Origin of the sequence: Enterobacter sp. CM29, assembly GCF_013179605.1 — a bacterium.
Lineage (GTDB): Bacteria > Pseudomonadota > Gammaproteobacteria > Enterobacterales > Enterobacteriaceae > Enterobacter > Enterobacter intestinihominis.
Map to the genome: position 1 here is coordinate 1 of NZ_JABMCU010000042.1, position 25,163 is coordinate 25,163.

General features: G+C 50.9%; 43 protein-coding genes and 1 rRNA gene. 38 read left to right on the forward strand and 6 right to left on the reverse strand.

Annotated features, from left to right (window positions below):
* Positions 1–162 precede the first annotated feature (162 nt).
* The 31 genes from rpsJ to HP459_RS07795 all read left to right on the forward strand — a co-directional run bounded on the left by rpsJ (position 163) and on the right by HP459_RS07795 (position 14,992).
* Positions 163–474: a 30S ribosomal protein S10 gene (gene rpsJ / locus HP459_RS07645; RefSeq protein ID WP_001181005.1), complete on the forward strand. Its 312-nt coding sequence runs from the start codon at positions 163–165 to the stop codon at positions 472–474.
* A gap of 32 nt (positions 475–506) precedes the next feature.
* Positions 507–1,136 (forward strand): 50S ribosomal protein L3, encoded by a 630-nt coding sequence (gene rplC, locus HP459_RS07650; RefSeq protein ID WP_006178923.1) that lies wholly within the window; start codon positions 507–509, stop codon positions 1,134–1,136.
* 10 nt (positions 1,137–1,146) lie between these two features.
* Positions 1,147–1,752 carry a 50S ribosomal protein L4 gene (gene rplD / locus HP459_RS07655; protein ID WP_000424395.1) on the forward strand — a complete coding sequence of 202 codons (606 nt, stop codon included), beginning with the start codon at positions 1,147–1,149 and terminating at the stop codon, positions 1,750–1,752.
* Positions 1,749–2,051, forward strand: coding sequence for a 50S ribosomal protein L23 (rplW, locus tag HP459_RS07660; RefSeq protein ID WP_000617546.1), 303 nt, complete (start codon positions 1,749–1,751; stop codon positions 2,049–2,051). The genes rplD and rplW overlap by 4 nt, the downstream gene beginning before the upstream one ends.
* A gap of 17 nt (positions 2,052–2,068) precedes the next feature.
* Positions 2,069–2,890 (forward strand): 50S ribosomal protein L2, encoded by an 822-nt coding sequence (gene rplB, locus HP459_RS07665; protein ID WP_000301859.1) that lies wholly within the window; start codon positions 2,069–2,071, stop codon positions 2,888–2,890.
* A gap of 16 nt (positions 2,891–2,906) precedes the next feature.
* Positions 2,907–3,185, forward strand: a complete 279-nt coding sequence (gene rpsS, locus HP459_RS07670) for a 30S ribosomal protein S19 (protein ID WP_001138117.1) — start codon at positions 2,907–2,909, stop codon at positions 3,183–3,185.
* Positions 3,186–3,199: 14 nt separating this feature from the next.
* Positions 3,200–3,532, forward strand: a complete 333-nt coding sequence (rplV, locus tag HP459_RS07675; protein ID WP_002919773.1) for a 50S ribosomal protein L22 — start codon at positions 3,200–3,202, stop codon at positions 3,530–3,532.
* A gap of 17 nt (positions 3,533–3,549) precedes the next feature.
* Positions 3,550–4,251, forward strand: coding sequence for a 30S ribosomal protein S3 (gene rpsC / locus HP459_RS07680; protein WP_000529945.1), 702 nt, complete (start codon positions 3,550–3,552; stop codon positions 4,249–4,251).
* A 12-nt stretch (positions 4,252–4,263) separates the two neighbouring features.
* On the forward strand, positions 4,264–4,674 hold the full coding sequence (rplP, locus tag HP459_RS07685; RefSeq protein WP_002919759.1) for a 50S ribosomal protein L16: 411 nt from the start codon (positions 4,264–4,266) through the stop codon (positions 4,672–4,674).
* Positions 4,674–4,865 carry a 50S ribosomal protein L29 gene (gene rpmC, locus HP459_RS07690; protein WP_003863282.1) on the forward strand — a complete coding sequence of 64 codons (192 nt, stop codon included), beginning with the start codon at positions 4,674–4,676 and terminating at the stop codon, positions 4,863–4,865. The genes rplP and rpmC overlap by 1 nt, the downstream gene beginning before the upstream one ends.
* Complete coding sequence (rpsQ, locus tag HP459_RS07695) at positions 4,865–5,119, forward strand: 30S ribosomal protein S17 (RefSeq protein WP_002438707.1); 255 nt, start codon at positions 4,865–4,867, stop codon at positions 5,117–5,119. Before rpmC ends, rpsQ begins: the two co-directional genes overlap by 1 nt.
* A gap of 166 nt (positions 5,120–5,285) precedes the next feature.
* Positions 5,286–5,657, forward strand: coding sequence for a 50S ribosomal protein L14 (gene rplN / locus HP459_RS07700; protein WP_002919748.1), 372 nt, complete (start codon positions 5,286–5,288; stop codon positions 5,655–5,657).
* Between the two features lie 10 nt (positions 5,658–5,667).
* Positions 5,668–5,982 carry a 50S ribosomal protein L24 gene (rplX, locus tag HP459_RS07705; protein WP_003863287.1) on the forward strand — a complete coding sequence of 105 codons (315 nt, stop codon included), beginning with the start codon at positions 5,668–5,670 and terminating at the stop codon, positions 5,980–5,982.
* 14 nt (positions 5,983–5,996) lie between these two features.
* Complete coding sequence (gene rplE / locus HP459_RS07710; protein WP_022649589.1) at positions 5,997–6,536, forward strand: 50S ribosomal protein L5; 540 nt, start codon at positions 5,997–5,999, stop codon at positions 6,534–6,536.
* Positions 6,537–6,550: 14 nt separating this feature from the next.
* On the forward strand, positions 6,551–6,856 hold the full coding sequence (rpsN, locus tag HP459_RS07715; protein ID WP_003863291.1) for a 30S ribosomal protein S14: 306 nt from the start codon (positions 6,551–6,553) through the stop codon (positions 6,854–6,856).
* Positions 6,857–6,886: 30 nt separating this feature from the next.
* Entirely contained in the window at positions 6,887–7,279 is a 393-nt protein-coding gene (rpsH, locus tag HP459_RS07720) for a 30S ribosomal protein S8 (RefSeq protein WP_006178918.1), read from the forward strand.
* Positions 7,280–7,291: 12 nt separating this feature from the next.
* Entirely contained in the window at positions 7,292–7,825 is a 534-nt protein-coding gene (gene rplF, locus HP459_RS07725; protein WP_003863296.1) for a 50S ribosomal protein L6, read from the forward strand.
* 9 nt (positions 7,826–7,834) lie between these two features.
* Positions 7,835–8,188 carry a 50S ribosomal protein L18 gene (gene rplR / locus HP459_RS07730; RefSeq protein ID WP_003863297.1) on the forward strand — a complete coding sequence of 118 codons (354 nt, stop codon included), beginning with the start codon at positions 7,835–7,837 and terminating at the stop codon, positions 8,186–8,188.
* Between the two features lie 14 nt (positions 8,189–8,202).
* A complete protein-coding gene (gene rpsE, locus HP459_RS07735) occupies positions 8,203–8,703 on the forward strand; it encodes a 30S ribosomal protein S5 (RefSeq protein WP_003863299.1) in 501 nt (166 codons plus the stop codon).
* A 6-nt stretch (positions 8,704–8,709) separates the two neighbouring features.
* A complete protein-coding gene (rpmD, locus tag HP459_RS07740; protein WP_003863301.1) occupies positions 8,710–8,889 on the forward strand; it encodes a 50S ribosomal protein L30 in 180 nt (59 codons plus the stop codon).
* A gap of 3 nt (positions 8,890–8,892) precedes the next feature.
* Positions 8,893–9,327: a 50S ribosomal protein L15 gene (rplO, locus tag HP459_RS07745; protein ID WP_014885468.1), complete on the forward strand. Its 435-nt coding sequence runs from the start codon at positions 8,893–8,895 to the stop codon at positions 9,325–9,327.
* A 7-nt stretch (positions 9,328–9,334) separates the two neighbouring features.
* Complete coding sequence (gene secY, locus HP459_RS07750; protein ID WP_003863305.1) at positions 9,335–10,666, forward strand: preprotein translocase subunit SecY; 1,332 nt, start codon at positions 9,335–9,337, stop codon at positions 10,664–10,666.
* 31 nt (positions 10,667–10,697) lie between these two features.
* The gene (rpmJ, locus tag HP459_RS07755) at positions 10,698–10,814 is read left to right on the forward strand and encodes a 50S ribosomal protein L36 (protein WP_000868187.1); all 117 of its coding nucleotides are present in this window, start codon (positions 10,698–10,700) and stop codon (positions 10,812–10,814) included.
* Between the two features lie 146 nt (positions 10,815–10,960).
* Positions 10,961–11,317, forward strand: coding sequence for a 30S ribosomal protein S13 (gene rpsM, locus HP459_RS07760; protein WP_003863308.1), 357 nt, complete (start codon positions 10,961–10,963; stop codon positions 11,315–11,317).
* Between the two features lie 16 nt (positions 11,318–11,333).
* On the forward strand, positions 11,334–11,723 hold the full coding sequence (rpsK, locus tag HP459_RS07765) for a 30S ribosomal protein S11 (RefSeq protein ID WP_003863312.1): 390 nt from the start codon (positions 11,334–11,336) through the stop codon (positions 11,721–11,723).
* Between the two features lie 32 nt (positions 11,724–11,755).
* Positions 11,756–12,376 (forward strand): 30S ribosomal protein S4, encoded by a 621-nt coding sequence (rpsD, locus tag HP459_RS07770; RefSeq protein WP_003863314.1) that lies wholly within the window; start codon positions 11,756–11,758, stop codon positions 12,374–12,376.
* Positions 12,377–12,401: 25 nt separating this feature from the next.
* Positions 12,402–13,391, forward strand: coding sequence for a DNA-directed RNA polymerase subunit alpha (gene rpoA, locus HP459_RS07775; RefSeq protein WP_002919219.1), 990 nt, complete (start codon positions 12,402–12,404; stop codon positions 13,389–13,391).
* A gap of 40 nt (positions 13,392–13,431) precedes the next feature.
* Entirely contained in the window at positions 13,432–13,815 is a 384-nt protein-coding gene (rplQ, locus tag HP459_RS07780) for a 50S ribosomal protein L17 (RefSeq protein ID WP_001216368.1), read from the forward strand.
* Positions 13,816–13,922: 107 nt separating this feature from the next.
* Positions 13,923–14,291, forward strand: a complete 369-nt coding sequence (locus HP459_RS07785) for a DUF1992 domain-containing protein (RefSeq protein ID WP_022649586.1) — start codon at positions 13,923–13,925, stop codon at positions 14,289–14,291.
* A gap of 2 nt (positions 14,292–14,293) precedes the next feature.
* Entirely contained in the window at positions 14,294–14,719 is a 426-nt protein-coding gene (gene zntR / locus HP459_RS07790) for a Zn(2+)-responsive transcriptional regulator (protein WP_003863328.1), read from the forward strand.
* Between the two features lie 57 nt (positions 14,720–14,776).
* Positions 14,777–14,992 (forward strand): alternative ribosome-rescue factor A, encoded by a 216-nt coding sequence (locus HP459_RS07795; RefSeq protein ID WP_022649585.1) that lies wholly within the window; start codon positions 14,777–14,779, stop codon positions 14,990–14,992.
* Here the strand turns inward: HP459_RS07795 and mscL are convergent, their stop codons facing one another.
* From mscL to def, 5 genes are all read right to left on the reverse strand, one after another.
* Entirely contained in the window at positions 14,993–15,406 is a 414-nt protein-coding gene (gene mscL / locus HP459_RS07800) for a large-conductance mechanosensitive channel protein MscL (protein WP_003863335.1), read from the reverse strand.
* A gap of 146 nt (positions 15,407–15,552) precedes the next feature.
* Entirely contained in the window at positions 15,553–16,929 is a 1,377-nt protein-coding gene (trkA, locus tag HP459_RS07805) for a Trk system potassium transporter TrkA (RefSeq protein ID WP_003863337.1), read from the reverse strand.
* Positions 16,930–16,951: 22 nt separating this feature from the next.
* A complete protein-coding gene (rsmB, locus tag HP459_RS07810) occupies positions 16,952–18,238 on the reverse strand; it encodes a 16S rRNA (cytosine(967)-C(5))-methyltransferase RsmB (RefSeq protein ID WP_026080642.1) in 1,287 nt (428 codons plus the stop codon).
* 52 nt (positions 18,239–18,290) lie between these two features.
* Positions 18,291–19,238 carry a methionyl-tRNA formyltransferase gene (gene fmt / locus HP459_RS07815; RefSeq protein ID WP_023298756.1) on the reverse strand — a complete coding sequence of 316 codons (948 nt, stop codon included), beginning with the start codon at positions 19,236–19,238 and terminating at the stop codon, positions 18,291–18,293.
* Between the two features lie 23 nt (positions 19,239–19,261).
* Positions 19,262–19,771: a peptide deformylase gene (def, locus tag HP459_RS07820; protein WP_150312970.1), complete on the reverse strand. Its 510-nt coding sequence runs from the start codon at positions 19,769–19,771 to the stop codon at positions 19,262–19,264.
* A gap of 127 nt (positions 19,772–19,898) precedes the next feature.
* Between def and dprA the strand changes: the two genes are divergently transcribed.
* Genes dprA through HP459_RS07850 form a run of 6 tightly spaced genes read left to right on the forward strand, consistent with a single transcriptional unit; the run spans position 19,899 to position 23,682 of the window.
* Positions 19,899–21,023 (forward strand): DNA-protecting protein DprA, encoded by a 1,125-nt coding sequence (dprA, locus tag HP459_RS07825; protein WP_045309191.1) that lies wholly within the window; start codon positions 19,899–19,901, stop codon positions 21,021–21,023.
* Positions 20,995–21,468: a DUF494 family protein Smg gene (gene smg, locus HP459_RS07830; RefSeq protein ID WP_000460665.1), complete on the forward strand. Its 474-nt coding sequence runs from the start codon at positions 20,995–20,997 to the stop codon at positions 21,466–21,468. Before dprA ends, smg begins: the two co-directional genes overlap by 29 nt.
* A gap of 26 nt (positions 21,469–21,494) precedes the next feature.
* Complete coding sequence (locus tag HP459_RS07835; RefSeq protein ID WP_023298754.1) at positions 21,495–22,049, forward strand: type I DNA topoisomerase; 555 nt, start codon at positions 21,495–21,497, stop codon at positions 22,047–22,049.
* A complete protein-coding gene (gene tsaC, locus HP459_RS07840) occupies positions 22,042–22,614 on the forward strand; it encodes an L-threonylcarbamoyladenylate synthase type 1 TsaC (RefSeq protein WP_022649580.1) in 573 nt (190 codons plus the stop codon). The genes HP459_RS07835 and tsaC overlap by 8 nt, the downstream gene beginning before the upstream one ends.
* A 4-nt stretch (positions 22,615–22,618) precedes the next feature.
* On the forward strand, positions 22,619–23,437 hold the full coding sequence (gene aroE / locus HP459_RS07845) for a shikimate dehydrogenase (protein ID WP_171936084.1): 819 nt from the start codon (positions 22,619–22,621) through the stop codon (positions 23,435–23,437).
* Positions 23,434–23,682 (forward strand): DUF1488 domain-containing protein, encoded by a 249-nt coding sequence (locus HP459_RS07850; protein WP_032626752.1) that lies wholly within the window; start codon positions 23,434–23,436, stop codon positions 23,680–23,682. Before aroE ends, HP459_RS07850 begins: the two co-directional genes overlap by 4 nt.
* On the opposite strand, the gene HP459_RS07855 is transcribed toward HP459_RS07850, so the two are convergent.
* Positions 23,658–24,212, reverse strand: a complete 555-nt coding sequence (locus HP459_RS07855; RefSeq protein ID WP_032626749.1) for a gamma carbonic anhydrase family protein — start codon at positions 24,210–24,212, stop codon at positions 23,658–23,660. The genes HP459_RS07850 and HP459_RS07855 overlap by 25 nt on opposite strands.
* A gap of 473 nt (positions 24,213–24,685) precedes the next feature.
* On the opposite strand from HP459_RS07855, the gene HP459_RS07860 reads away from it, so the two are divergent.
* Positions 24,686–25,163, forward strand: a 16S ribosomal RNA gene (locus HP459_RS07860); the annotation flags it as partial.

Here is a 25,163-nt window from a genome sequence, read left to right on the forward strand (position 1 = left end):
GTAATTGACGGCGGGTTCAATCTGAACCAGAGTAGCTCACTTTGTTACTCAACAATGCTCCCAATTGGGGAGCTACGTAAGAACGGTTACACTCTCCCATCAATCGTAATGGGTTTGAGGAGTAATCATTTTCGTTTATAAAATAATTGGAGCTCTGGTCTCATGCAGAACCAAAGAATCCGTATCCGCCTTAAAGCGTTTGATCATCGTCTGATCGATCAATCAACCGCGGAAATCGTCGAGACTGCTAAGCGCACTGGTGCGCAAGTCCGTGGTCCGATCCCGCTGCCGACCCGCAAAGAGCGCTTTACCGTTCTGATCTCTCCGCACGTTAACAAAGATGCGCGTGATCAGTACGAGATCCGCACTCACAAGCGTCTGGTTGACATCGTTGAGCCAACTGAGAAAACCGTTGATGCTCTGATGCGTCTGGATCTGGCTGCCGGTGTAGACGTGCAGATCAGCCTGGGTTAATCAGGTCATCGAGCGATTGAGAGGTTGATACAATGATTGGTTTAGTCGGTAAAAAAGTGGGCATGACCCGCATCTTCACTGAAGATGGCGTTTCAATCCCAGTAACCGTAATCGAAGTTGAAGCAAACCGCGTTACCCAGGTTAAAGATCTGGCTAACGATGGCTACCGCGCTGTTCAGGTGACCACTGGTGCTAAAAAAGCTAACCGTGTAACCAAACCAGAAGCGGGTCACTTCGCTAAAGCTGGCGTAGAAGCTGGCCGTGGTCTGTGGGAATTCCGTCTTGCTGAAGGCGAAGAGTTCACCGTAGGTCAGGACATTAGCGTTGAGCTGTTTGCTGACGTTAAAAAAGTTGACGTAACCGGTACCTCTAAAGGTAAAGGTTTTGCTGGTACCGTTAAGCGCTGGAACTTCCGTACCCAGGACGCTACTCACGGTAACTCCTTGTCTCACCGCGTTCCGGGTTCTATCGGTCAGAACCAGACTCCGGGCAAAGTGTTCAAAGGCAAGAAAATGGCAGGTCAGCTGGGCAACGAACGTGTAACCGTTCAGAGCCTGGACGTAGTACGTGTTGACGCTGAGCGCAACCTGCTGCTGGTTAAAGGTGCGGTCCCGGGTGCAACCGGTAGCGACCTGATCGTTAAACCAGCTGTGAAGGCGTAAGGGGATAGCAATGGAATTAGTATTGAAAGACGCGCAGAGCGCGCTGACTGTTTCCGAAACTACCTTCGGTCGTGATTTCAACGAAGCGCTGGTTCACCAGGTTGTTGTTGCTTATGCAGCTGGTGCTCGTCAGGGTACTCGTGCTCAGAAGACTCGTGCTGAAGTAACTGGTTCAGGCAAAAAGCCATGGCGCCAGAAAGGTACCGGCCGTGCGCGTTCAGGTTCTATCAAGAGCCCGATCTGGCGTTCAGGTGGCGTGACCTTCGCTGCGCGTCCACAGGACCACAGTCAAAAAGTTAACAAAAAGATGTACCGCGGCGCGCTGAAAAGCATCCTGTCCGAACTGGTACGTCAGGATCGTCTGATCGTTGTCGAGAAGTTCTCTGTTGAAGCGCCTAAAACTAAGCTGCTGGCACAGAAACTGAAAGACATGGCTCTGGAAGATGTGCTGATCATCACCGGTGAGCTGGACGAGAACCTGTTCCTGGCCGCGCGTAACCTGCATAAGGTTGACGTACGCGACGCGACTGGTATCGACCCGGTTAGCCTGATCGCCTTCGACAAAGTCGTAATGACTGCTGATGCTGTTAAGCAAGTTGAGGAGATGCTGGCATGATTCGTGAAGAACGTCTGCTGAAGGTGCTGCGCGCACCGCACGTTTCTGAAAAAGCGTCTACTGCGATGGAAAAAACAAACACCATCGTTCTCAAAGTTGCTAAAGACGCGACCAAAGCAGAGATCAAAGCTGCTGTGCAGAAACTGTTTGAAGTCGAAGTCGAAGTCGTTAACACCCTGGTAGTTAAAGGGAAAGTTAAACGTCACGGACAGCGTATCGGTCGTCGTAGCGACTGGAAAAAAGCTTACGTCACCCTGAAAGAAGGCCAGAACCTGGACTTCGTTGGCGGCGCTGAGTAAGTCGGAGGAGTAATACAATGGCAGTTGTTAAATGTAAACCGACATCTCCGGGTCGTCGCCACGTAGTTAAAGTGGTTAACCCTGAGCTGCACAAGGGCAAACCTTTTGCTCCGTTGCTGGAAAAAAACAGCAAATCCGGTGGTCGTAACAACAATGGCCGTATCACCACTCGTCACATCGGTGGTGGCCACAAGCAGGCTTATCGTATTGTTGACTTCAAACGCAACAAAGACGGTATCCCAGCAGTTGTTGAGCGTCTTGAGTACGATCCGAACCGTTCCGCGAACATCGCGCTGGTTCTGTACAAAGATGGCGAACGCCGTTACATCCTGGCCCCTAAAGGCCTGAAAGCTGGCGACCAGATTCAGTCTGGCGTTGATGCTGCAATCAAAGCAGGCAACACCCTGCCGATGCGCAATATCCCGGTTGGTTCTACCGTTCATAACGTAGAAATGAAACCAGGTAAAGGCGGTCAGCTGGCGCGTTCCGCGGGTACTTACGTTCAGATCGTTGCGCGTGACGGTGCTTATGTCACCCTGCGTCTGCGTTCTGGTGAAATGCGTAAAGTCGAAGCAGACTGCCGCGCTACTCTGGGCGAAGTTGGCAATGCTGAGCATATGCTGCGCGTTCTGGGTAAAGCTGGTGCTGCACGCTGGCGTGGTGTTCGTCCTACCGTTCGCGGTACTGCGATGAACCCAGTCGATCACCCACATGGTGGTGGTGAAGGTCGTAACTTTGGTAAGCACCCGGTAACTCCGTGGGGCGTTCAGACCAAAGGTAAGAAGACCCGCAGCAACAAGCGTACTGATAAATTTATCGTACGTCGCCGTAGCAAATAATTTTAGAGGATAAGCCATGCCACGTTCTCTCAAGAAAGGTCCTTTTATTGACCTGCACTTGCTGAAGAAGGTAGAGAAAGCGGTGGAAAGCGGAGACAAGAAGCCCCTGCGCACTTGGTCCCGTCGTTCAACGATCTTTCCTAACATGATCGGTTTGACCATCGCTGTCCATAATGGTCGTCAGCACGTTCCAGTCTTTGTTACCGACGAAATGGTTGGTCACAAACTGGGTGAATTCGCACCGACTCGTACTTATCGCGGCCACGCTGCTGATAAAAAAGCGAAGAAGAAATAAGGTAGGAGGAAGAGATGGAAACTTTAGCTCAACATCGCCATGCTCGTTCTTCTGCACAGAAGGTTCGCCTTGTTGCTGACCTGATTCGCGGTAAGAAAGTGTCGCAGGCCCTGGACATCCTGACCTATACCAACAAGAAAGCTGCGGTATTGGTCAAGAAAGTACTGGAATCTGCCATTGCTAACGCTGAACACAACGATGGCGCTGACATCGACGATCTGAAAGTCGCGAAAATTTTCGTAGATGAAGGCCCAAGCATGAAGCGCATTATGCCGCGTGCGAAAGGTCGTGCAGATCGCATCCTGAAGCGCACCAGCCATATTACTGTGGTTGTGTCCGATCGCTGAGACTCTGGAGACTAGCAATGGGTCAGAAAGTACATCCTAATGGTATTCGCCTGGGTATTGTAAAACCATGGAACTCTACCTGGTTTGCGAACACCAAAGAATTCGCTGACAACCTGGACAGCGATTTTAAAGTACGTCAGTACCTGACTAAGGAACTGGCTAAAGCGTCTGTATCTCGTATCGTTATCGAGCGTCCAGCTAAGAGCATCCGTGTGACTATTCACACTGCTCGCCCTGGCATCGTTATCGGTAAGAAAGGCGAAGACGTAGAAAAACTGCGCAAGGTCGTAGCGGATATCGCTGGCGTTCCTGCACAGATCAATATCGCTGAAGTTCGTAAGCCTGAACTGGACGCTAAATTGGTTGCTGACAGCATCACTTCTCAGCTGGAACGTCGTGTTATGTTCCGTCGTGCTATGAAGCGTGCTGTACAGAACGCAATGCGTCTGGGCGCTAAGGGTATCAAAGTTGAAGTTAGCGGCCGTCTGGGCGGCGCGGAAATCGCACGTACCGAATGGTACCGCGAAGGTCGCGTACCGCTGCACACTCTGCGTGCTGACATCGACTACAATACCTCTGAAGCGCACACCACTTACGGTGTAATCGGCGTTAAGGTATGGATCTTCAAAGGTGAGATCCTGGGTGGTATGGCTGCTGTTGAACAACCGGAAAAACCGGCTGCTCAACCTAAAAAGCAGCAGCGTAAAGGCCGTAAATAAGGAGCGTCGCTGATGTTACAACCAAAGCGTACAAAATTCCGTAAAGTGCACAAAGGCCGCAACCGTGGTCTGGCGCAGGGTACGGATGTTAGCTTCGGCACTTTCGGTCTGAAAGCTGTTGGCCGTGGTCGTCTGACTGCACGTCAGATCGAAGCAGCACGTCGTGCAATGACCCGTGCAGTTAAGCGTCAAGGTAAGATCTGGATCCGTGTATTCCCGGACAAACCGATCACCGAGAAGCCACTGGAAGTTCGTATGGGTAAAGGTAAAGGTAACGTGGAGTACTGGGTTGCCTTGATCCAACCGGGCAAAGTCCTTTATGAAATGGACGGTGTACCGGAAGAGCTGGCCCGTGAAGCCTTCGGCCTGGCAGCAGCGAAACTGCCTATCAAAACCACCTTTGTAACTAAGACGGTGATGTAATGAAAGCAAAAGAGCTGCGTGAAAAAAGCGTTGAAGAGCTGAACGCTGAGCTGCTGAACCTGCTGCGTGAGCAGTTCAACCTGCGTATGCAGGCTGCAAGTGGCCAGCTGCAACAGACTCACCTGCTGAAGCAAGTGCGTCGCAATGTTGCGCGCGTTAAGACTTTACTGACTCAGAAGGCGGGTGCGTAATGACCGATAAAATCCGTACTCTGCAAGGTCGTGTTGTTAGCGATAAAATGGAGAAATCCATTGTTGTAGCTATCGAACGTTTTGTGAAACACCCGATCTACGGTAAATTCATCAAGCGTACGACCAAACTGCACGTACATGACGAGAACAACGAATGTGGTATCGGCGACAAGGTTGAAATCCGTGAATGCCGTCCACTGTCCAAGACTAAGTCCTGGACGCTGGTTCGCGTTGTAGAGAAAGCGGTTCTGTAATAGAGTACGCATTCTCAATACGAATAAACGGCTCAGCAATGAGCCGTTTATTTTTTCTACCCATATTGCAGAAGCGGTGTTATAATGCCGCGCCCTCGATATGGGGCTTTTTAACGGCTCTGATTTTAGAGTCTCAGGTAGTAGTTGACATTAGCGGAGCACTAAAATGATCCAAGAACAGACTATGCTGAACGTCGCCGACAACTCCGGTGCACGTCGCGTAATGTGTATCAAGGTTCTGGGTGGCTCGCACCGTCGCTACGCAGGCGTAGGCGACATCATCAAGATCACCATCAAGGAAGCAATTCCACGTGGTAAGGTCAAAAAAGGTGATGTGCTGAAGGCGGTAGTGGTGCGCACCAAGAAGGGTGTTCGTCGCCCTGACGGTTCTGTCATTCGCTTCGATGGTAATGCATGCGTTATTTTAAACAATAACAGCGAGCAGCCTATCGGCACGCGTATCTTTGGGCCGGTAACTCGTGAACTTCGTACTGAGAAGTTCATGAAAATTATCTCTCTGGCACCAGAAGTACTCTAAGGAGCGAATCATGGCAGCGAAAATCCGTCGTGATGACGAAGTTATCGTGTTAACCGGTAAAGATAAAGGTAAACGCGGTAAAGTAAAAAATGTTCTGTCTTCCGGCAAACTCGTCGTTGAAGGTATCAACCTGGTTAAGAAACATCAGAAGCCGGTTCCGGCCCTGAACCAACCAGGCGGCATCGTTGAAAAAGAAGCTGCTATTCAGGTTTCTAACGTTGCAATCTTCAATGCGGCTACCGGTAAGGCTGACCGTGTAGGCTTTAGATTCGAAGACGGCAAAAAAGTCCGTTTCTTCAAGTCTAACAGCGAAACTATCAAGTAATTTGGAGTAGTACGATGGCGAAACTGCATGATTACTACAAAGACGAAGTAGTTAACAAACTCATGACTGAGTTTAGCTACAATTCTGTCATGCAAGTCCCTCGGGTCGAGAAGATCACCCTGAACATGGGTGTTGGTGAAGCGATCGCTGACAAGAAACTGCTGGATAACGCAGCAGCTGACCTGACAGCAATCTCCGGTCAAAAACCGCTGATCACCAAAGCACGCAAATCTGTTGCAGGCTTCAAAATCCGTCAGGGCTATCCGATCGGCTGTAAAGTAACTCTGCGTGGCGAACGCATGTGGGAGTTCCTTGAGCGCCTGATCACTATTGCTGTTCCACGTATCCGTGACTTCCGTGGCTTGTCCGCTAAGTCTTTCGACGGTCGTGGTAACTACAGCATGGGTGTCCGTGAGCAGATCATCTTCCCAGAAATCGACTACGATAAAGTCGACCGCGTGCGTGGTTTGGATATTACCATTACCACTACTGCGAAATCTGATGAAGAAGGCCGTGCTCTGCTGGCTGCCTTTGACTTCCCGTTCCGCAAGTAAGGTAGGGTTACTGAATGGCTAAGCAATCAATGAAAGCACGCGAAGTAAAGCGCGTAGCTTTAGCTGATAAATTCTTCGCTAAACGCGCTGAACTGAAAGCGATCATTTCTGATGTGAACGCTTCCGACGAAGATCGTTGGAATGCGGTTCTCAAGCTGCAGTCTCTGCCGCGTGATTCCAGCCCGTCTCGTCAGCGTAACCGCTGTCGTCAAACAGGTCGTCCACATGGTTATGTGGGCAAGTTTGGGTTGAGCCGTATCAAACTGCGTGAAGCCGCCATGCGCGGTGAAGTACCAGGCTTGAAAAAGGCTAGCTGGTAATTACCAATTGAATCACGGGAGTAAAGACAGATGAGCATGCAAGATCCGATCGCGGATATGCTGACCCGTATCCGTAACGGTCAGGCCGCGAACAAAGTTGCGGTCACCATGCCTTCCGCCAAGCTGAAAGTGGCAATTGCCAACGTGCTGAAGGAAGAAGGTTTTATCGAAGATTTTAAAGTTGAAGGCGACACCAAGCCGGAACTGGAACTTACTCTCAAGTATTTCCAGGGTAAAGCTGTTGTAGAAAGCATTCAGCGTGTCAGCCGCCCAGGCCTGCGCATCTATAAGAAAAAAGATGAGCTGCCAAAAGTAATGGCTGGTCTTGGTATCGCAGTTGTTTCTACCTCTAAAGGTGTTATGACTGATCGTGCAGCGCGCCAGGCTGGTCTTGGTGGCGAAATTATCTGCTACGTAGCCTAATCGGAGGAAAGAATGTCTCGTGTTGCTAAAGCACCGGTCGTTATTCCTGCCGGCGTTGATGTCAAAATCGACGGTCAGGTTATTACGATCAAAGGTAAAAACGGCGAGCTGACTCGTACCCTCAACAAAGCTGTTGAAGTTAAACATGCAGATAACGCTCTGACCTTCGGTCCACGTGATGGTTTCGTGGATGGATGGGCTCAGGCTGGTACCGCGCGTGCCCTGCTGAACTCAATGGTTGTTGGTGTTACCGAAGGCTTCACTAAAAAGCTTCAGCTGGTTGGTGTAGGTTATCGTGCAGCTATCAAAGGGAATGCAGTAGGCCTGTCTCTGGGCTTCTCACACCCTGTTGAGCATCCGCTGCCGGCCGGAATCACTGCAGAATGCCCGACTCAGACTGAAATCGTGCTGAAAGGCGCTGATAAACAGCTGATCGGTCAGGTTGCAGCAGATCTGCGCGCCTACCGTCGTCCTGAGCCTTATAAAGGCAAGGGTGTTCGTTACGCCGACGAAGTCGTGCGTACCAAAGAGGCTAAGAAGAAGTAAGGTAACACTATGGATAAGAAATCTGCTCGTATCCGTCGTGCGACCCGCGCACGCCGCAAGCTCAAAGAGCTGGGTGCAACTCGCCTGGTGGTACATCGTACCCCGCGTCATATTTACGCACAGGTAATTGCACCGAACGGTTCTGAAGTTCTGGTAGCTGCTTCTACTGTAGAAAAAGCTATCTCAGAACAATTGAAGTATACCGGTAACAAAGACGCCGCTGCAGCTGTAGGTAAAGCTGTTGCAGAACGCGCTCTGGAAAAAGGCATCAGCAATGTTTCCTTTGACCGTTCCGGGTTCCAATATCATGGTCGTGTCCAGGCACTGGCAGATGCTGCCCGTGAAGCTGGCCTTCAGTTCTAAGGTAGAGGTGTAAGATGGCTCACATCGAAAAACAGGCTGGCGAACTGCAGGAAAAGCTGATCGCGGTAAACCGCGTATCTAAAACCGTTAAAGGTGGTCGTATTTTCTCCTTCACAGCTCTGACTGTAGTGGGTGATGGTAACGGTCGCGTTGGTTTTGGTTACGGTAAAGCGCGTGAAGTTCCAGCAGCGATCCAGAAAGCGATGGAAAAAGCCCGTCGCAATATGATTAACGTCGCGCTGAACAACGGTACCCTGCAACACCCAGTTAAAGGTGTTCACACGGGTTCTCGTGTATTCATGCAGCCAGCTTCCGAAGGTACCGGTATCATCGCCGGTGGTGCAATGCGCGCCGTTCTGGAAGTTGCTGGAGTTCATAACGTTCTGGCTAAAGCATATGGTTCCACCAACCCGATCAACGTGGTTCGTGCAACTATTGATGGCCTGGAAAATATGAATTCTCCAGAAATGGTCGCTGCCAAGCGTGGTAAATCCGTTGAAGAAATTCTGGGGTAATTGACCATGGCAAAGACTATTAAAATCACTCAAACCCGCAGTGCAATCGGTCGTCTGCCGAAACACAAGGCAACGCTGCTTGGCCTGGGTCTGCGTCGTATTGGTCATACCGTTGAGCGCGAGGATACTCCTGCTGTTCGTGGTATGGTCAACGCGGTTTACTTCATGGTTAAAGTTGAGGAGTAAGAGATGCGTTTAAATACTCTGTCTCCGGCCGAAGGCTCTAAAAAGGCGGGTAAACGCCTGGGTCGTGGTATCGGTTCTGGCCTCGGCAAAACCGGTGGTCGTGGTCACAAAGGTCAGAACTCTCGTTCTGGCGGTGGCGTACGTCGCGGTTTCGAGGGTGGCCAGATGCCACTGTACCGTCGTCTGCCGAAGTTCGGCTTCACCTCTCGCAAAGCAGCGATTACAGCGGAAATCCGTCTGTCTGACCTGGCGAAAGTTGAAGGCGGCGTTGTAGACCTGAATACGCTGAAAGCGGCTAACATTATCGGCATCCAGATCGAGTTCGCGAAAGTGATCCTGTCTGGTGAAGTTTCTACTCCGGTAACTGTTCGTGGCCTGCGTGTTACTAAAGGTGCTCGTGCTGCTATCGAAGCTGCTGGCGGTAAAATTGAGGAATAAGTAGCAGATGGCTAAGCAACCGGGATTAGATTTTCAAAGTGCCAAAGGTGGATTTGGCGAGCTGAAACGCAGACTGCTGTTTGTAATCGGCGCGCTGATTGTGTTCCGTATTGGCTCTTTTATTCCGATCCCTGGTATTGATGCCGCTGTACTTGCCAAACTGCTTGAGCAACAGCGAGGCACCATCATTGAAATGTTCAACATGTTCTCTGGTGGTGCTCTCAGCCGTGCTTCTATTTTCGCACTGGGTATTATGCCGTACATTTCGGCATCGATTATTATCCAGCTGCTGACGGTCGTTCATCCGGCCCTGGCAGAGTTGAAGAAAGAAGGGGAGTCTGGACGTCGTAAGATTAGCCAGTACACCCGTTACGGCACTCTGGTGCTGGCAATATTCCAGTCGATCGGTATTGCTACCGGTCTTCCGAATATGCCTGGTATGCAGGGCCTGGTATTAAACCCAGGCTTTGCATTCTATTTCACCGCTGTTGTAAGTCTGGTCACAGGGACCATGTTCCTGATGTGGCTCGGCGAACAGATTACTGAACGAGGTATCGGTAACGGTATCTCAATCATTATCTTCGCCGGTATCGTTGCGGGTCTCCCGCCGGCCATCGCCCATACTATCGAGCAAGCGCGTCAAGGCGACCTGCACTTCCTCCTGTTGCTGTTGGTTGCAGTATTAGTATTTGCAGTGACGTTCTTTGTTGTCTTCGTTGAACGTGGTCAACGCCGCATTGTGGTGAACTACGCTAAACGTCAGCAGGGTCGTCGTGTCTATGCTGCACAGAGCACACATTTACCGCTGAAAGTGAATATGGCGGGGGTTATCCCGGCTATCTTCGCTTCCAGTATTATTCTGTTCCCGGCAACCATCGCGTCATGGTTCGGGGGCGGTACTGGTTGGAACTGGCTGACAACAATTTCGCTGTATTTGCAGCCTGGGCAACCACTTTATGTGTTACTCTATGCGTCTGCGATCATCTTCTTCTGTTTCTTCTACACGGCGTTGGTCTTCAACCCGCGTGAAACAGCAGATAACCTGAAGAAGTCCGGTGCATTTGTACCAGGAATTCGTCCGGGAGAGCAAACGGCGAAGTATATCGATAAAGTAATGACTCGCCTGACTTTGGTTGGTGCGCTTTATATTACTTTTATCTGCCTGATCCCGGAGTTCATGCGTGATGCAATGAAAGTACCGTTCTACTTCGGTGGGACCTCACTGCTTATCGTTGTTGTCGTGATTATGGACTTTATGGCTCAAGTGCAAACTCTGATGATGTCCAGTCAGTATGAGTCTGCATTGAAGAAGGCGAACCTGAAAGGCTACGGCCGCTAAATGGTCGTCTGAGAAGTTACGGAGAGTAAAAATGAAAGTTCGTGCTTCCGTCAAGAAATTATGCCGTAACTGCAAAATCGTTAAGCGTGATGGTGTCATCCGTGTGATTTGCAGTGCCGAGCCGAAGCATAAACAGCGCCAAGGCTGATTATTTCGCATATTTTTCTTGCAAAGTTGGGTTGAGCTGGCTAGATTAGCCAGCCAATCTTTTGTATGTCTGTACGTTTCCATTTGAGTATCCTGAAAACGGGCTTTTCAGCATGGTGCGTACATATTAAATAGTAGGAGTGCATAGTGGCCCGTATAGCAGGCATTAACATTCCTGATCAGAAACATGCTGTGATCGCATTAACTTCGATCTACGGCGTCGGCAAGACCCGTTCCAAAGCCATTCTGGCTGCAGCGGGTATCGCTGAAGATGTTAAGATCAGTGAGCTGTCTGAAGAACAAATCGACACGCTGCGTGACGAAGTTGCCAAATTTGTCGTTGAAGGTGATCTGCGCCGTGAAATCAGCATGAGCATCAAGCGCCTGATGGATCTTGGTTGCTATCGCGGTTTGCGTCATCGTCGTGGTCTGCCAGTGCGCGGTCAGCGTACTAAGACCAACGCACGTACCCGTAAGGGTCCGCGCAAACCGATCAAGAAATAATCGGGGTGATTGAATAATGGCAAAGGCACCAGTTCGTGCACGTAAACGTGTAAGAAAACAAGTCTCTGACGGCGTGGCTCATATCCATGCTTCTTTCAACAACACCATCGTTACTATTACTGATCGTCAGGGTAACGCATTGGGTTGGGCAACAGCCGGTGGTTCCGGTTTCCGTGGTTCTCGCAAATCCACTCCGTTCGCAGCTCAGGTTGCAGCAGAGCGTTGCGCTGAAGCCGTAAAAGAATACGGCATCAAGAATCTGGAAGTTATGGTTAAAGGTCCGGGTCCGGGTCGTGAATCTACTGTTCGCGCTCTGAACGCCGCTGGTTTCCGCATCACGAATATTACTGATGTGACTCCGATCCCTCATAACGGTTGTCGTCCGCCGAAAAAACGTCGCGTATAACGCTCGTTTTTTAGGTTAGTTGGAGATAGAAAATGGCAAGATATTTGGGTCCTAAGCTCAAGCTGAGCCGTCGTGAGGGCACCGACTTATTCCTTAAGTCTGGCGTTCGCGCGATCGATACCAAGTGTAAAATTGAACAAGCTCCTGGCCAGCACGGTGCGCGTAAACCGCGTCTGTCTGACTATGGTGTGCAGTTGCGTGAAAAGCAAAAAGTTCGCCGTATCTACGGTGTGCTGGAGCGTCAGTTCCGTAACTACTATAAAGAAGCAGCACGTCTGAAAGGCAACACAGGTGAAAACCTGCTGGCTCTGCTGGAAGGTCGTCTGGACAACGTTGTATACCGTATGGGCTTCGGCGCGACTCGTGCTGAATCACGCCAGTTGGTTAGCCATAAAGCAATCATGGTAAACGGTCGTGTTGTTAACATCGCTTCTTATCAGGTTAAAGCGAATGACGTTGTTAGCATTCGTGAGAAAGCGAAAAAGCAATCTCGCGTGAAAGCCGCTCTGGAGCTGGCTGAGCAGCGTGAAAAGCCAACCTGGCTGGAAGTTGATGCTGGCAAGATGGAAGGTACGTTCAAGCGTCAGCCTGAGCGTTCTGATCTGTCTGCGGACATTAACGAACACCTGATCGTCGAGCTTTACTCCAAGTAAAGCTTAGTACCAAAGAGAGGACACAATGCAGGGTTCTGTGACAGAGTTTCTAAAACCGCGCCTGGTAGATATCGAGCAAGTGAGTTCGACGCACGCCAAGGTGACCCTTGAGCCTTTAGAGCGTGGCTTTGGCCATACTCTGGGTAACGCACTGCGCCGTATTCTGCTCTCATCGATGCCGGGTTGCGCGGTGACCGAGGTTGAGATTGATGGTGTACTTCATGAGTACAGCACCAAAGAAGGCGTTCAGGAAGATATCCTTGAAATCCTGCTCAACCTGAAAGGGCTGGCGGTGAGAGTTCAGGGTAAAGATGAAGTTATTCTTACTCTGAATAAATCTGGCATTGGCCCTGTGACTGCAGCCGACATCACCCACGACGGTGATGTTGAAATCGTCAAGCCGCAGCACGTGATCTGCCACCTGACCGATGAGAACGCAGCTATTAGCATGCGTATCAAAGTTCAGCGCGGTCGTGGTTATGTGCCGGCTTCTGCCCGAATTCATTCGGAAGAAGATGAGCGCCCAATCGGCCGTCTGCTGGTCGACGCATGCTACAGCCCTGTAGAGCGTATTGCCTACAATGTTGAAGCAGCGCGTGTAGAACAGCGTACCGACCTGGACAAGCTGGTCATCGAAATGGAAACCAATGGCACAATCGATCCTGAAGAGGCGATTCGTCGTGCGGCAACCATCCTGGCAGAACAACTGGAAGCTTTCGTTGACTTACGTGATGTACGTCAGCCGGAAGTGAAAGAAGAGAAACCAGAATTCGATCCGATCCTGCTGCGCCCTGTTGACGATCTGGAATTGACTGTCCGCTCTGCTAACTGCCTCAAGGCAGAAGCTATCCACTATATCGGTGATCTGGTACAGCGTACCGAGGTTGAGTTGCTGAAAACGCCGAACCTGGGTAAAAAATCTCTTACCGAGATTAAAGACGTGCTGGCTTCACGTGGTCTGTCTCTGGGCATGCGCCTGGAAAACTGGCCACCGGCAAGCATTGCTGACGAGTAACCGGATCACAGGTTAAGGTTTTACTGAGAAGGATAAGGTCATGCGCCATCGTAAGAGTGGTCGTCAACTGAACCGCAACAGCAGCCATCGCCAGGCTATGTTCCGCAACATGGCAGGTTCACTGGTTCGTCATGAAATCATCAAGACGACCCTGCCTAAAGCGAAAGAGCTGCGTCGCGTAGTTGAGCCGCTGATTACTCTTGCCAAGACTGACAGCGTTGCTAATCGTCGTCTGGCATTCGCCCGTACTCGTGATAACGAGATCGTGGCAAAACTGTTTAACGAACTGGGCCCGCGTTTCGCGAGCCGTGCCGGTGGTTACACTCGCATTCTGAAGTGTGGCTTCCGTGCAGGCGACAACGCGCCGATGGCATACATCGAGCTGGTTGATCGTTCAGAGAAAGCAGAAGCTGCTGCAGAGTAATCTGTAGTAACGTAAAAAAACCCGCCTCGGCGGGTTTTTTTATATCCGCAGAATCTCCACTTATCTACAATGTCTGTATCTTTTCTGCTCATCCCCTGGAGTTCATTATGTGGTTGCTCGATCAGTGGGCTGAACGCCATATTAGCGATGCCCAAAACAAAGGCGAGTTTGAAAATCTCCCCGGTAGCGGTGAGCCACTGGTGCTGGACGATGATTCACACATTCCCCCTGAATTACGAGCCGGTTATCGCTTACTGAAAAACGCAGGTTGTTTACCCCCTGAACTTCAGCAACGCAATGAAGCCGTCGAGCTTGCCGATCTGCTTAAAGGCATTCATAAGAATGACCCGCGGTACTCCGAAATCAGCCGTCGATTAGCGCTCATCGAAATAAAACTGCGCCAGACGGGAATGAATACTGACTTTTTGCATGGTGAGTACAGTGAAAGGTTAATGCAAAAAATAAACGAGGAGTAGCCATGTACCGCATAGGTGAACTTGCTAAGCTTGCTAACGTAACGCCGGATACTATCCGCTACTACGAAAAGCAGCAGATGATCGATCATGAGGTCAGAACAGAAGGTGGATTTCGCCTTTATACGGATAACGACCTGCAACGCCTTCGTTTTATCCGCTATGCCCGGCAACTCGGCTTCACGCTGGAGTCGATCCGTGAACTGCTGTCGATCCGTATCGATCCTGAACATCATACATGTCAGGAATCTAAAAGCATCGTTCAGGCCCGGCTGGATGAAGTTGAAGGACGAATTCAGGAGCTGCAGGCCATGCAACGATCTCTACAAAGGCTGAATGACGCGTGCTGCGGTACTGCTCACAGCAGTGTTTATTGCTCAATACTGGAAGCCCTTGAACAGGGCGCCAGTAGTGAAACTCAGGGTTGTTGATTTTTTATCAGCCACGGACTAGACTCCCGCCGACATTAACTATGCTCAGGAGAAATGATGAGCCGCTATCAGCATACTAAGGGACAAATTAAGGATAACGCCATTGAGGCATTGCTTCACGACCCGCTTTTTAGACAGCGTGTTGAGAAGAACAAGAAGGGAAAAGGGAGTTATTTGCGTAAAGGTAAACATGCACAACGTGGTAACTGGGAGGCCAGTGGCAAGCAAGCTAATCGCTTTTTTACCACTGGCCTTTCTGTTTCTCTCGCCTGATTAAACGCGGTTATTCTGCTCTTTTAACAGATCGCGAATTTCAGTCAGTAAGACTTCTTCTTTAGTTGGTGCTGGCGGGGCAGCAGCCGGTTCTTCTTTTTTACGGTTAAGTCTGTTGATAAGTTTGATCGCCATGAAAATGGCAAATGCCACGATCACGAAATCAAATACGTTCTGAATGAATACGCCGTAGTGCATTACAACCGCAGGGATATCGCCCTGAGCTTCCCGAAGGGTGAAGGCGAATTGTTTGAAATCAATGCCTCCAATCAACAGTCCTAACGGCGGCATAATAATGTCGGCGACTAATGATGAAACGATCTTACCGAACGCCGCACCAATAATGACACCCACAGCCAAATCCACCACATTCCCGCGCATCGCAAATTCGCGAAATTCTTTAATAAAACTCATTATGTTCTCCTTGTGCCAGCTGACGCCTATAAGTTTAACAAATGATTAGCTAATTGCCATTGGGGATAAATAATCGTTATGAAAAATAAAAGGCATGAAAATTAGAAGGTTAATATTTGGGTGCCCTCGTCTGAGCACCCAAATCATTACAGGAAGAACGGGCTTGGCTGGAATAAACGCTCGACGTCGGTAATAAATTTTTTATCGGTCAGGAACATAATAACGTGGTCACCCTGCTCAATACGTAAATTATCATTGGCGATCATCACATCATTACCTCGCACTACTGCGCCGATAATGGTGCCTGGTGGAAGTTTAATTTCATCGATTGCGCGACCAACAACGCGTGACGTCGTTTCATCCCCGTGAGCGACGGCTTCAATGGCTTCAGCAACACCACGACGAAGAGATGACACGCCGACAATATCCGCTTTACGCACATGGCTTAGCAGGGCAGAGATGGTGGCTTGCTGGGGTGAAATAGCAATATCAATTACGCTACCCTGTACCAGATCGACATAAGCCTTACGCTGGATAAGCACCATAACTTTTTTCGCCCCCATACGTTTAGCGAGCATGGCGGACATAATATTCGCTTCGTCGTCGTTGGTGACGGCAATAAAAAGATCAACCTGATCGATATGCTCTTCGGCCAGCAATTCCTGATCCGAAGCATCGCCATAAAACACGATGGTATTCTGAAGTTTTTCAGCCAGCTCTGACGCGCGTTGTTGATCCCGTTCGATCAGCTTCACGCTGTAGTCTTTTTCCAGCCGTCTCGCCAGACCTGCGCCAATATTACCGCCGCCAACCAGCATAATACGTTTATACGGTTTTTCGAGACGCTGTAGTTCACTCATCACCGCACGGATATGCTGAGAAGCCGCAATAAAGAAGACTTCATCCCCGGCTTCTACAATGGTGGAACCTTGCGGACGAATAGGTCTGTCGTGACGGAAAATCGCCGCAACACGCGTATCGATATGTGGCATATGCTCGCGCATTGTCGACAGGGCATTACCAATCAGCGGGCCCCCGTAATAAGCCTTCACGACCGCCAGGCTTACTTTCCCTTCAGCAAAGTTCACAACCTGCAACGCGCCCGGGTACTCAATCAGACGATAAATACTGTCGATAACCAGCTGTTCAGGCGCAATAAGATGGTCGATGGGTACCGCTTCGGAATTAAACAGCTTCTCCGCATCCCGGACATAGTCCGGAGAACGAATGCGGGCGATGCGGTTTGGGGTGTTGAAAAGCGAGTAGGCCACCTGACATGCAACCATGTTGGTTTCATCAGAACTGGTTACTGCAACCAGCATGTCGGCATCGTCCGCGCCCGCTTCCCGAAGCACACGTGGATGAGAGCCGTGCCCCTGAACAACGCGGAGGTCGAACTTGTCCTGCAAAACGCGCAGGCGATCGCCATTGGTATCCACAATGGTGATATCGTTGTTTTCGCCCACGAGATTTTCCGCCAGCGTTCCGCCAACTTGCCCTGCGCCCAGAATGATAATTTTCATCTTTTGTGACCTGTTCTCAACATCACTCTTTGATTAGCTTAGCGTAAAAGAAGCCATCACCCTCTTCTGCGCCCGGCAGGTTTTGCAGACCCGGGTGCTCAGGCGTTCCCGTATCGTGCAGCGTAGCGTCCGGGGTGCGTTTCAGGAAAGCCGCAATTTGCTGACTGTTCTCTTCCGGGAGAACAGAGCAGGTTGCATACACCAGGGTTCCGCCGGGTTTGAGATGCGGCCAGATGGCATCCAGAATTTCGGATTGCAACTGGGCAAGCTCCTTGATATCACGATCGCGACGCAGCCATTTGATATCGGGATGACGACGAATCACGCCGGTTGCTGAGCAGGGGGCGTCCAGCAAAATGCGATCGAACCGGGTATCACCACACCAGTCAGCGGGTTTGCGTCCATCGCCTTGCTTAACCTGTGCTTTCATACCCAGACGCTTAAGGTTGTCATAGACGCGTGAAAGGCGCTGCTCATCAACATCCACGGCCATCACGCTGGCCTGCGGAGCCACTTCCAGAATGTGCGTTGTTTTCCCCCCTGGCGCTGCACAGAGATCGAGGATCTGCTCCCCGTCTTTCGGCTCAAGCCAGGTCATGCAGCCCTGAGCAGATGCGTCCTGTACCGTTACCCAGCCCTCTTCAAAACCGGGTAATGCATGTACCGGTGCAGGGGAGGCTAAACGAACCGCATCAGGATAAGCAGCGTGTGTGAAGCCGCTCATTCCGGCCTCTTCCAGCAGGGCCAGCCATGCGTCGCGTGTATGATGGTTACGATTGACGCGTAACCACATCGGCGGACGTTGATTATTGGCATCCACAATGTCTTGCCATTGCTGTGGGTAGGCTTTTTTAAGGCGATTCAGCAGCCATTCAGGGTGAAGGAAGCGCGCTTCGCTTTGCGCAAATTCTGCCAGCAGTTCGTCCTGCTGACGCTGGAACTGACGCAGCACGCCGTTGATCAATCCTTTTAGCTGAGGACGTTTAATCGCAACGGCACCCTCCACTGTCTCGGCCAGCGCAGCATGAGGTGGAATGCGGGTATGAAGAAGCTGGTAGAAACCGACCATGATCAAATAATGCACGGTACGCTGCTTGCCGCTCATCGGGCGTGACATCAGCTTGTTAATCAACCACTCAAGCTGAGAGAGGGTGCGCAGCACGCCAAAGCACAGCTCCTGAAGCAGGGCTTTGTCTTTATCGGAAACCTTTTGTTGCAGTGGAGGCAGGACATTACTCAGTGACTGGCCCTGCTCGATAACCTGCTCAACGGCCTGAGCCGCCATAGTGCGTAGATTTTGTCTTTTCATAACCGTAAAAATAAAAATGCCCGGAAACACCGGGCCTTAAGAATAAATTTGTTCAGGCAAGGCGATTGCCAGGGATGAACCATTCACGACGAGAATTTAATAGATCCTGCGCGCTCATTGCCTTTTTACCGGCCGGTTGCAGCGATTCAAGATTCAGTATCCCTTCTCCGGTCGCAACCTGGATACCGTTTTTGCTGGCGTCGATAATCGTACCGGGCTCTGCCGATGCATTGCCGTTAATAACTGAAGCTTTCCAGACTTTCACTGGCTGCTCATCAATCATCAACCAGCTCATCGGCCATGGATTAAAGGCGCGGATGCAGCGTTCGAGTTGAGCTGCTGACAGGGACCAGTCGATCCGGGCTTCTTCTTTACTCAGTTTCTCAGCATAGGTCACCTGTGCCTCATCCTGCACTTCAGGTGTCGCTGTATTGTCAGCAAGCTGTTGCAGCGTCTCAATCAGCCCCTGCGGGCCGAGATCCGCCAGCTTGTCATACAGCGTGGCGCTGGTATCTTCTGCGGTGATGGGACACGCCAGTTTATACAGCATGTCGCCCGTGTCTAAACCTACGTCCATCTTCATGATTGTCACGCCAGTTTCAGCATCGCCTGCCCACAGAGCGCGCTGAATAGGGGCTGCACCACGCCAGCGTGGGAGCAAAGAACCATGAACGTTAACACAGCCCAGGCGGGGCATATCAAGTACCGCTTTCGGCAGAATGAGGCCGTAAGCCACAACTACCATCACGTCCGCGTTCAGGTCTGCCACTAACTTCTGGTTTTCCTCAGGTCGTAATGACGCAGGCTGGAAAACCGGTAAACCATGTGTTTCTGCCAGTACCTTAACCGGGCCAGGCATCAGTTTTTTACCGCGGCCAGCCGGACGGTCCGGCTGAGTAAATACGCCAACAATCTGATGGCCAGACGTTAACAGCGCGTCGAGATGACGCGCTGCAAAATCAGGGGTACCCGCGAAGATTATACGTAGTGATGTAGACACGTTATTCCTTGTATCCGGGGGCGTTAAGCGCGAGAACGCAAACGATCCAGTTTCTCAACTTTCTGACGAATACGCTGTTGCTTCAGAGGTGAGAGGTAATCGATAAACAGTTTACCGACCAGGTGATCCATCTCATGCTGAATGCAAATCGCCAGCAGATCGTCGGCTTCCAGCTCAAACGGATTGCCGTCACGATCCAGTGCGCGGATTTTAACTTTTTCGGCACGTGGCACCAAAGCGCGCTGTTCAGGGATAGACAGACAGCCTTCCTCAATACCTGTTTCGCCGCTTTTTTCCAGCAGCTCAGGGTTGATCAGCACCAGGCGCTCATCACGACTTTCAGAAACGTCGATCACAATAATACGTTTGTGAATGTCTACCTGGGTCGCGGCAAGGCCAATGCCTTCTTCAGCGTACATGGTATCGAACATATCATCGACGATACGCTGAATTTCTGCATTCACTTCTTTAACCGGTTCCGCGACGATGCGAAGGCGCTCGTCAGGAATATGTAACACTTGCAAAACTGCCATAAATTTCCAGAGTCGTGTTCAGGAGTTGATAAGAATATTACTTCTATTCTAGACAAATCCCCGGTCGATTGACAGCATCAGTGACCAATCGCAAAGATTGCTGAGGCTGCTTATGGCAGGGAAAAGGATGACGTCCACAGAGGTATGGTTACGGCTTATAAACATTGGGTCGTTATACGGTGATGCGATGCTGGAGATTGCGCAGAGGCTGCTTCGCCAGGCAACCGTCGATGCTGAAGCTGTCAACGCGTCAGGGCTTTCGCCCAAACATGCCGTAAAGTTTTTTTCGTTCAGCGAGAGTGAGCTTGAACGTAGTCTGGAATGGCTGGAACACGCCGACAACCACCTTCTCACGGCGGATGATCCTCGCTTCCCGCCATTGTTGCGTTCTATCCCTGATTTTCCCGGGGCGCTATTTGTGCGAGGCCGCGTTGACGTGCTTAATAGCATGCAGCTTGCGGTTGTGGGCAGCCGTGCGCCCTCGTGGTATGGCGAGCGTTGGGGGAAAATGCTGAGCGAACAGCTGTCCCAATGTGGCTTTACGATCACCAGTGGTCTGGCTTGCGGCATCGACGGTGTAGCACATCATGCGGCGTTGTCTGCAAAAGGGCGAAGTGTCGCCGTGCTTGGCAATGGTCTTTTTAGTCTCTATCCGCGTCGTCATCACATTCTGGCTGAGCAACTTATCGCTTCAGAGGGGACAATAGTGTCTGAGTTTTCACTCTCAACACCGCCCAGACCGGGTAACTTTCCACGGCGTAACCGGATCATCAGTGGGTTAAGCCAGGGTGTGCTGGTGGTCGAAGCTGCGATTCGGAGTGGATCGCTGGTTACCGCAAGGTGCGCACTGGAGCAGGGGCGTGAAGTTTTTGCGCTGCCCGGCCCGTTGGGGAACCCCGGCTGCGAAGGCCCTCACTGGCTGATAAAACAGGGGGCGACGCTGGTGACCTGCAAAGAAGATATCCTTGAAAATTTGCAGTATGGACTGCATTGGTTGCAGGATGATCTCCAAAAGCGACATATTTCATCGGATCAGGAGGCAGTAGCATTGCCATTTCCCAAGCTCCTGGCTAACGTAGGAGATGAGGTAACACCTGTTGACGTTGTCGCTGAACGTGCCGGCCAACCTGTGCCAGTAACGGTAGCACAGCTACTCGAACTGGAGTTAGCAGGGTGGATCGCAGCTGTACCCGGCGGCTATGTCCGATTAAGGAGGGCATGCCATGTTCGACGTACTGATGTATTTGTTTGAAACTTACATCCACAACGAAGCAGAAATGCAGGTGGATCAGGACAAATTAACACGGGATCTGACCGACGCAGGTTTTGAGCGGGAAGATATATATAATGCGTTGATGTGGCTGGATAAGTTGGCTGATTATCAGGACGGCCTCGCCGAACCGATGCAGCTTGCTTCTGACCCATTGTCTGTGCGCATCTATACAGCTGAAGAGTGTGAAAGGCTGGATGCCAGCTGCCGGGGATTCATTTTATTCCTCGAGCAGATTCAGGTGCTAAACCTCGAAACGAGAGAGATGGTGATAGAGCGCGTCATGGCGCTGGATACTGCTGAGTTTGAACTGGAAGATCTGAAATGGGTGATCCTGATGGTTCTGTTCAACATTCCAGGCTGTGAAAATGCCTATCAGCAAATGGAAGAATTACTCTTTGAAGTGAATGAAGGTATGCTGCATTAATTCTATGTGCAGCAACAAGAGTTGTTATGGCCAAATCAGCACTCTTCACGGTGCATAAAAACGAGCCCTGCCCACAGTGCGGGGCAGAACTTGTTATTCGGTCCGGGAAACACGGTCCGTTTCTCGGTTGTTCACACTATCCGGAATGTGATTATGTCCGTCCCCTGAAAAGCCAGGCGGATGGACATATCGTCAAAATTCTGGAGGGACAGCTTTGTCCTCTCTGTGGCGGTGAACTGGCGCTGCGGCAGGGGCGGTTCGGGATGTTTATCGGATGCAGCCGCTACCCGGAGTGTGAACATACGGAACAAATTGATAAGCCAGATGAAACGGCAATTGCCTGCCCTCAGTGCCAGCGTGGCCAATTGGTGCAGCGGCGCTCTCGTTATGGCAAGACCTTCCATTCGTGCGATCGCTATCCTGAATGCCAGTTCGTCATCAATTTCAAACCAGTAGCGGGCGTCTGCTCTCATTGCGATTATCCGTTACTTATAGAGAAGAAAACCGCGCAAGGCTTGAAACGCTTTTGCGCCAGTAAACAATGTGGAAAGCCGGTTTCGGCGGATCAAATCAGTGAATAATAACCTGCCATCAGGCTCCATCGCGCAGGCGGTGGAAATCCTGAAAAAAGAAGAAGTCATCGCCTATCCAACAGAAGCCGTTTTCGGGGTCGGGTGTGATCCTGACAGCGAAGTCGCCGTTAACCGTCTGCTGGCGCTAAAACAGCGGCCTGTCGAAAAAGGATTGATTTTGATCGCTGCGAACTACGAGCAGCTTAAGCCTTATATTGATGATTCCATGCTGACACCTGCACAGCGGGAAACCATTTTCTCTGCGTGGCCTGGTCCCGTGACGTTTGTTTTTCCTGCACAGCCGACAACGCCGCGCTGGTTAACCGGGCGTTTCGATTCACTCGCGGTACGTGTCACCGACCATCCGCTGGTGGTGGAGTTATGCCAGGCATTTGGTAAACCTCTGGTTTCAACCAGCGCCAACCTGACCGGGCTTCCCCCTTGTCGGACAACCGAAGAAGTTCTGGCGCAGTTCGGGAATGATTTCCCTGTTGCCGTGGGTGAAACCGGTGGTCGTCTTAACCCGTCAGAAATTCGCGATGCCTTGACCGGCGAACGTTTTCGCCAGGGATAATGTGATGGAAACCTATGCTGTTTTTGGTAACCCGATCGCGCACAGCAAGTCGCCTCTGATCCATCGGCTGTTTGCGGAGCAATTGCATATAGATCACCCGTATGGTCGGGTTCTTGCGCCTGTTGATGCATTTATACCGACGCTGAATAGCTTTTTTGATGCGGGTGGTAAAGGTGCGAACGTCACGGTGCCTTTTAAAGAAGAGGCTTTCGGGCGCGCGGATGAACTGACCGAACGTGCGTCGCTCGCTGGCGCCGTCAATACTCTTAAGCGGCTTGAAGATGGTCGCCTTCTGGGCGATAACACCGATGGGATTGGTTTACTCAGCGATCTGGAGCGATTGTCGTTTATTAAACCAGGCTTTCGGATCCTGCTGATCGGCGCGGGTGGCGCCTCGCGCGGCGTATTGCTTCCTCTTCTTTCGCTGGATTGTGCGGTGACAATCACCAACCGTACTTTCTCCAGAGCAGAAGAGCTGGCGGCGTTGTTCGCACACACAGGCAGCGTAGCTGCGGTAGCACCTGACGATCTCGCGCGTCACGAATTTGATCTTGTGATTAATGCCACCTCAAGCGGTATTAATGGAGAGATCCCGGCGATTCCTGCATCCCTGATTCATTCCCACATCTACGCCTATGACATGTTTTATCAAAAAGGGAAAACGCCTTTTCTGACCTGGTGCGAACAACAGGGGGCAAAACACGTGGCTGATGGTCTGGGAATGCTGGTGGGGCAGGCGGCTCATGCGGTGCTACTCTGGCATGGCGTGTTACCCGCTGTAGAACAGGTGATTGAAAAGCTGAAACAGGAACTGACGGCGTGAATCAGGCGATTCATTTTCCCGACAGAGAAATCTGGGATGAAAACAAGCAAGCGGTTTGTTTCCCGGTGCTGGTGCATGGAATGCAGCTCACCTGTGCGATTAAAGGGGAAACGTTGCTTCAGCGCTTTGGGGGGGCAGATCCGTTAGCGGTCTTTTGCGAAAATCGCTGGGACCTGGAAGAGGATGCCAGCGATTTGATCCGCGATCAGCAGGAAGACGATCAGGGTTGGGTCTGGTTATCCTGATCCAGATAGTCATTTTTCCATTTAACGTAATTGTTCGCTGAGTATTTCAATCCTTCGATCTCCGTCTCTTTTAGGGGGCGGATCTGTTTAACCGGGCTGCCTAAATAGAGATACCCACTTTCAAGACGCTTGTTTTGCGGAACAAGACTCCCTGCGCCAATCATTACGTCATCTTCTACAATGACGCCATCCAGCAAAATCGATCCCATCCCAACGAGAACCCTGTTACCGATCGTGCAGCCGTGGAGCATCACTTTATGGCCGACGGTAACATCTTCCCCAATAATGAGCGGGTTGCCTTCAGGGTTATAAGATGACTTATGAGTCACATGCAACACGCTGCCGTCCTGAATATTGGTGCGTGCACCGATTGCAACGTAGTTAACATCGCCCCGGATCGCGACAAGTGGCCAGATGCTGACATCATCGGCCATGCGAACATCACCAATGACCACGCTGCTGGCATCGATCATCACGCGATCGCCTTTTTGGGGGAACAGATGTTTATAAGGACGTAATACTGCAAACATATCTACCTCGATACAGATGAGCGTTATTAAAGAAGACTTTGATCGTATTCCTGGAGCGAGGCAAGGCAAAATGCGTCAATTTTTAAGCGGATCGGGTGGGTTTTCAGCGAAAAGCACGGAAAATCATCAGTTGGAAAAAAAGATCTAAAAAATACTTGTGCTAAAAACTGGGATCCCTATAATGCGCCTCCATCGACACGGCAGATGTGAATCACTTCACAGACTACCCGGTCGGTTGAAGAGAAAAATCCTGAAATAACGGGTTGACTCTGAAAGAGGAAAGCGTAATATACGCCACCTCGCGACAGAGCGCTGAAGCGCGTCGCAACTGCTCTTTAACAATTTATCAGACAATCTGTGTGGGCACTCAAAGTGACATGGATTCTTAACGTCCTCGGACGAAAAATGAATACCAAGTCTCTGAGTGAACATACGTAATTCATTACGAAGTTTAATTCACGAGCATCAAACTTAAATTGAAGAGTTTGATCATGGCTCAGATTGAACGCTGGCGGCAGGCCTAACACATGCAAGTCGAACGGTAACAGGAAGCAGCTTGCTGCTTCGCTGACGAGTGGCGGACGGGTGAGTAATGTCTGGGAAACTGCCTGATGGAGGGGGATAACTACTGGAAACGGTAGCTAATACCGCATAACGTCGCAAGACCAAAGAGGGGGACCTTCGGGCCTCTTGCCATCGGATGTGCCCAGATGGGATTAGCTAGTAGGTGGGGTAACGGCTCACCTAGGCGACGATCCCTAGCTGGTCTGAGAGGATGACCAGCCACACTGGAACTGAGACACGGTCCAGACTCCTACGGGAGGCAGCAGTGGGGAATATTGCACAATGGGCGCAAGCCTGATGCAGCCATGCCGCGTGTATGAAGAAGGCCTTCGGGTTGTAAAGTACTTTCAGCGGGGAGGAAGGCGACAGGGTTAATAACCCTGTCGA

Bases quoted from the DNA above. Each gene is read 5' to 3' on its own strand.
- rpsJ (WP_001181005.1), top strand. From the start codon at position 163: ATGCAGAACCAAAGAATCCGTATCCGCCTTAAAGCGTTTGATCATCGT.
- rplC (WP_006178923.1), top strand. From the start codon at position 507: ATGATTGGTTTAGTCGGTAAAAAAGTGGGCATGACCCGCATCTTCACT.
- rplD (WP_000424395.1), top strand. From the start codon at position 1,147: ATGGAATTAGTATTGAAAGACGCGCAGAGCGCGCTGACTGTTTCCGAA.
- rplW (WP_000617546.1), top strand. From the start codon at position 1,749: ATGATTCGTGAAGAACGTCTGCTGAAGGTGCTGCGCGCACCGCACGTT.
- rplB (WP_000301859.1), top strand. From the start codon at position 2,069: ATGGCAGTTGTTAAATGTAAACCGACATCTCCGGGTCGTCGCCACGTA.
- rpsS (WP_001138117.1), top strand. From the start codon at position 2,907: ATGCCACGTTCTCTCAAGAAAGGTCCTTTTATTGACCTGCACTTGCTG.
- rplV (WP_002919773.1), top strand. From the start codon at position 3,200: ATGGAAACTTTAGCTCAACATCGCCATGCTCGTTCTTCTGCACAGAAG.
- rpsC (WP_000529945.1), top strand. From the start codon at position 3,550: ATGGGTCAGAAAGTACATCCTAATGGTATTCGCCTGGGTATTGTAAAA.
- rplP (WP_002919759.1), top strand. From the start codon at position 4,264: ATGTTACAACCAAAGCGTACAAAATTCCGTAAAGTGCACAAAGGCCGC.
- rpmC (WP_003863282.1), top strand. From the start codon at position 4,674: ATGAAAGCAAAAGAGCTGCGTGAAAAAAGCGTTGAAGAGCTGAACGCT.
- rpsQ (WP_002438707.1), top strand. From the start codon at position 4,865: ATGACCGATAAAATCCGTACTCTGCAAGGTCGTGTTGTTAGCGATAAA.
- rplN (WP_002919748.1), top strand. From the start codon at position 5,286: ATGATCCAAGAACAGACTATGCTGAACGTCGCCGACAACTCCGGTGCA.
- rplX (WP_003863287.1), top strand. From the start codon at position 5,668: ATGGCAGCGAAAATCCGTCGTGATGACGAAGTTATCGTGTTAACCGGT.
- rplE (WP_022649589.1), top strand. From the start codon at position 5,997: ATGGCGAAACTGCATGATTACTACAAAGACGAAGTAGTTAACAAACTC.
- rpsN (WP_003863291.1), top strand. From the start codon at position 6,551: ATGGCTAAGCAATCAATGAAAGCACGCGAAGTAAAGCGCGTAGCTTTA.
- rpsH (WP_006178918.1), top strand. From the start codon at position 6,887: ATGAGCATGCAAGATCCGATCGCGGATATGCTGACCCGTATCCGTAAC.
- rplF (WP_003863296.1), top strand. From the start codon at position 7,292: ATGTCTCGTGTTGCTAAAGCACCGGTCGTTATTCCTGCCGGCGTTGAT.
- rplR (WP_003863297.1), top strand. From the start codon at position 7,835: ATGGATAAGAAATCTGCTCGTATCCGTCGTGCGACCCGCGCACGCCGC.
- rpsE (WP_003863299.1), top strand. From the start codon at position 8,203: ATGGCTCACATCGAAAAACAGGCTGGCGAACTGCAGGAAAAGCTGATC.
- rpmD (WP_003863301.1), top strand. From the start codon at position 8,710: ATGGCAAAGACTATTAAAATCACTCAAACCCGCAGTGCAATCGGTCGT.
- rplO (WP_014885468.1), top strand. From the start codon at position 8,893: ATGCGTTTAAATACTCTGTCTCCGGCCGAAGGCTCTAAAAAGGCGGGT.
- secY (WP_003863305.1), top strand. From the start codon at position 9,335: ATGGCTAAGCAACCGGGATTAGATTTTCAAAGTGCCAAAGGTGGATTT.
- rpmJ (WP_000868187.1), top strand. From the start codon at position 10,698: ATGAAAGTTCGTGCTTCCGTCAAGAAATTATGCCGTAACTGCAAAATC.
- rpsK (WP_003863312.1), top strand. From the start codon at position 11,334: ATGGCAAAGGCACCAGTTCGTGCACGTAAACGTGTAAGAAAACAAGTC.
- rpsD (WP_003863314.1), top strand. From the start codon at position 11,756: ATGGCAAGATATTTGGGTCCTAAGCTCAAGCTGAGCCGTCGTGAGGGC.
- rpoA (WP_002919219.1), top strand. From the start codon at position 12,402: ATGCAGGGTTCTGTGACAGAGTTTCTAAAACCGCGCCTGGTAGATATC.
- rplQ (WP_001216368.1), top strand. From the start codon at position 13,432: ATGCGCCATCGTAAGAGTGGTCGTCAACTGAACCGCAACAGCAGCCAT.
- HP459_RS07785 (WP_022649586.1), top strand. From the start codon at position 13,923: ATGTGGTTGCTCGATCAGTGGGCTGAACGCCATATTAGCGATGCCCAA.
- zntR (WP_003863328.1), top strand. From the start codon at position 14,294: ATGTACCGCATAGGTGAACTTGCTAAGCTTGCTAACGTAACGCCGGAT.
- HP459_RS07795 (WP_022649585.1), top strand. From the start codon at position 14,777: ATGAGCCGCTATCAGCATACTAAGGGACAAATTAAGGATAACGCCATT.
- mscL (WP_003863335.1), bottom strand. From the start codon at position 15,406: ATGAGTTTTATTAAAGAATTTCGCGAATTTGCGATGCGCGGGAATGTG.
- trkA (WP_003863337.1), bottom strand. From the start codon at position 16,929: ATGAAAATTATCATTCTGGGCGCAGGGCAAGTTGGCGGAACGCTGGCG.
- rsmB (WP_026080642.1), bottom strand. From the start codon at position 18,238: ATGAAAAGACAAAATCTACGCACTATGGCGGCTCAGGCCGTTGAGCAG.
- def (WP_150312970.1), bottom strand. From the start codon at position 19,771: ATGGCAGTTTTGCAAGTGTTACATATTCCTGACGAGCGCCTTCGCATC.
- dprA (WP_045309191.1), top strand. From the start codon at position 19,899: ATGACGTCCACAGAGGTATGGTTACGGCTTATAAACATTGGGTCGTTA.
- smg (WP_000460665.1), top strand. From the start codon at position 20,995: ATGTTCGACGTACTGATGTATTTGTTTGAAACTTACATCCACAACGAA.
- HP459_RS07835 (WP_023298754.1), top strand. From the start codon at position 21,495: ATGGCCAAATCAGCACTCTTCACGGTGCATAAAAACGAGCCCTGCCCA.
- aroE (WP_171936084.1), top strand. From the start codon at position 22,619: ATGGAAACCTATGCTGTTTTTGGTAACCCGATCGCGCACAGCAAGTCG.
- HP459_RS07855 (WP_032626749.1), bottom strand. From the start codon at position 24,212: ATGTTTGCAGTATTACGTCCTTATAAACATCTGTTCCCCCAAAAAGGC.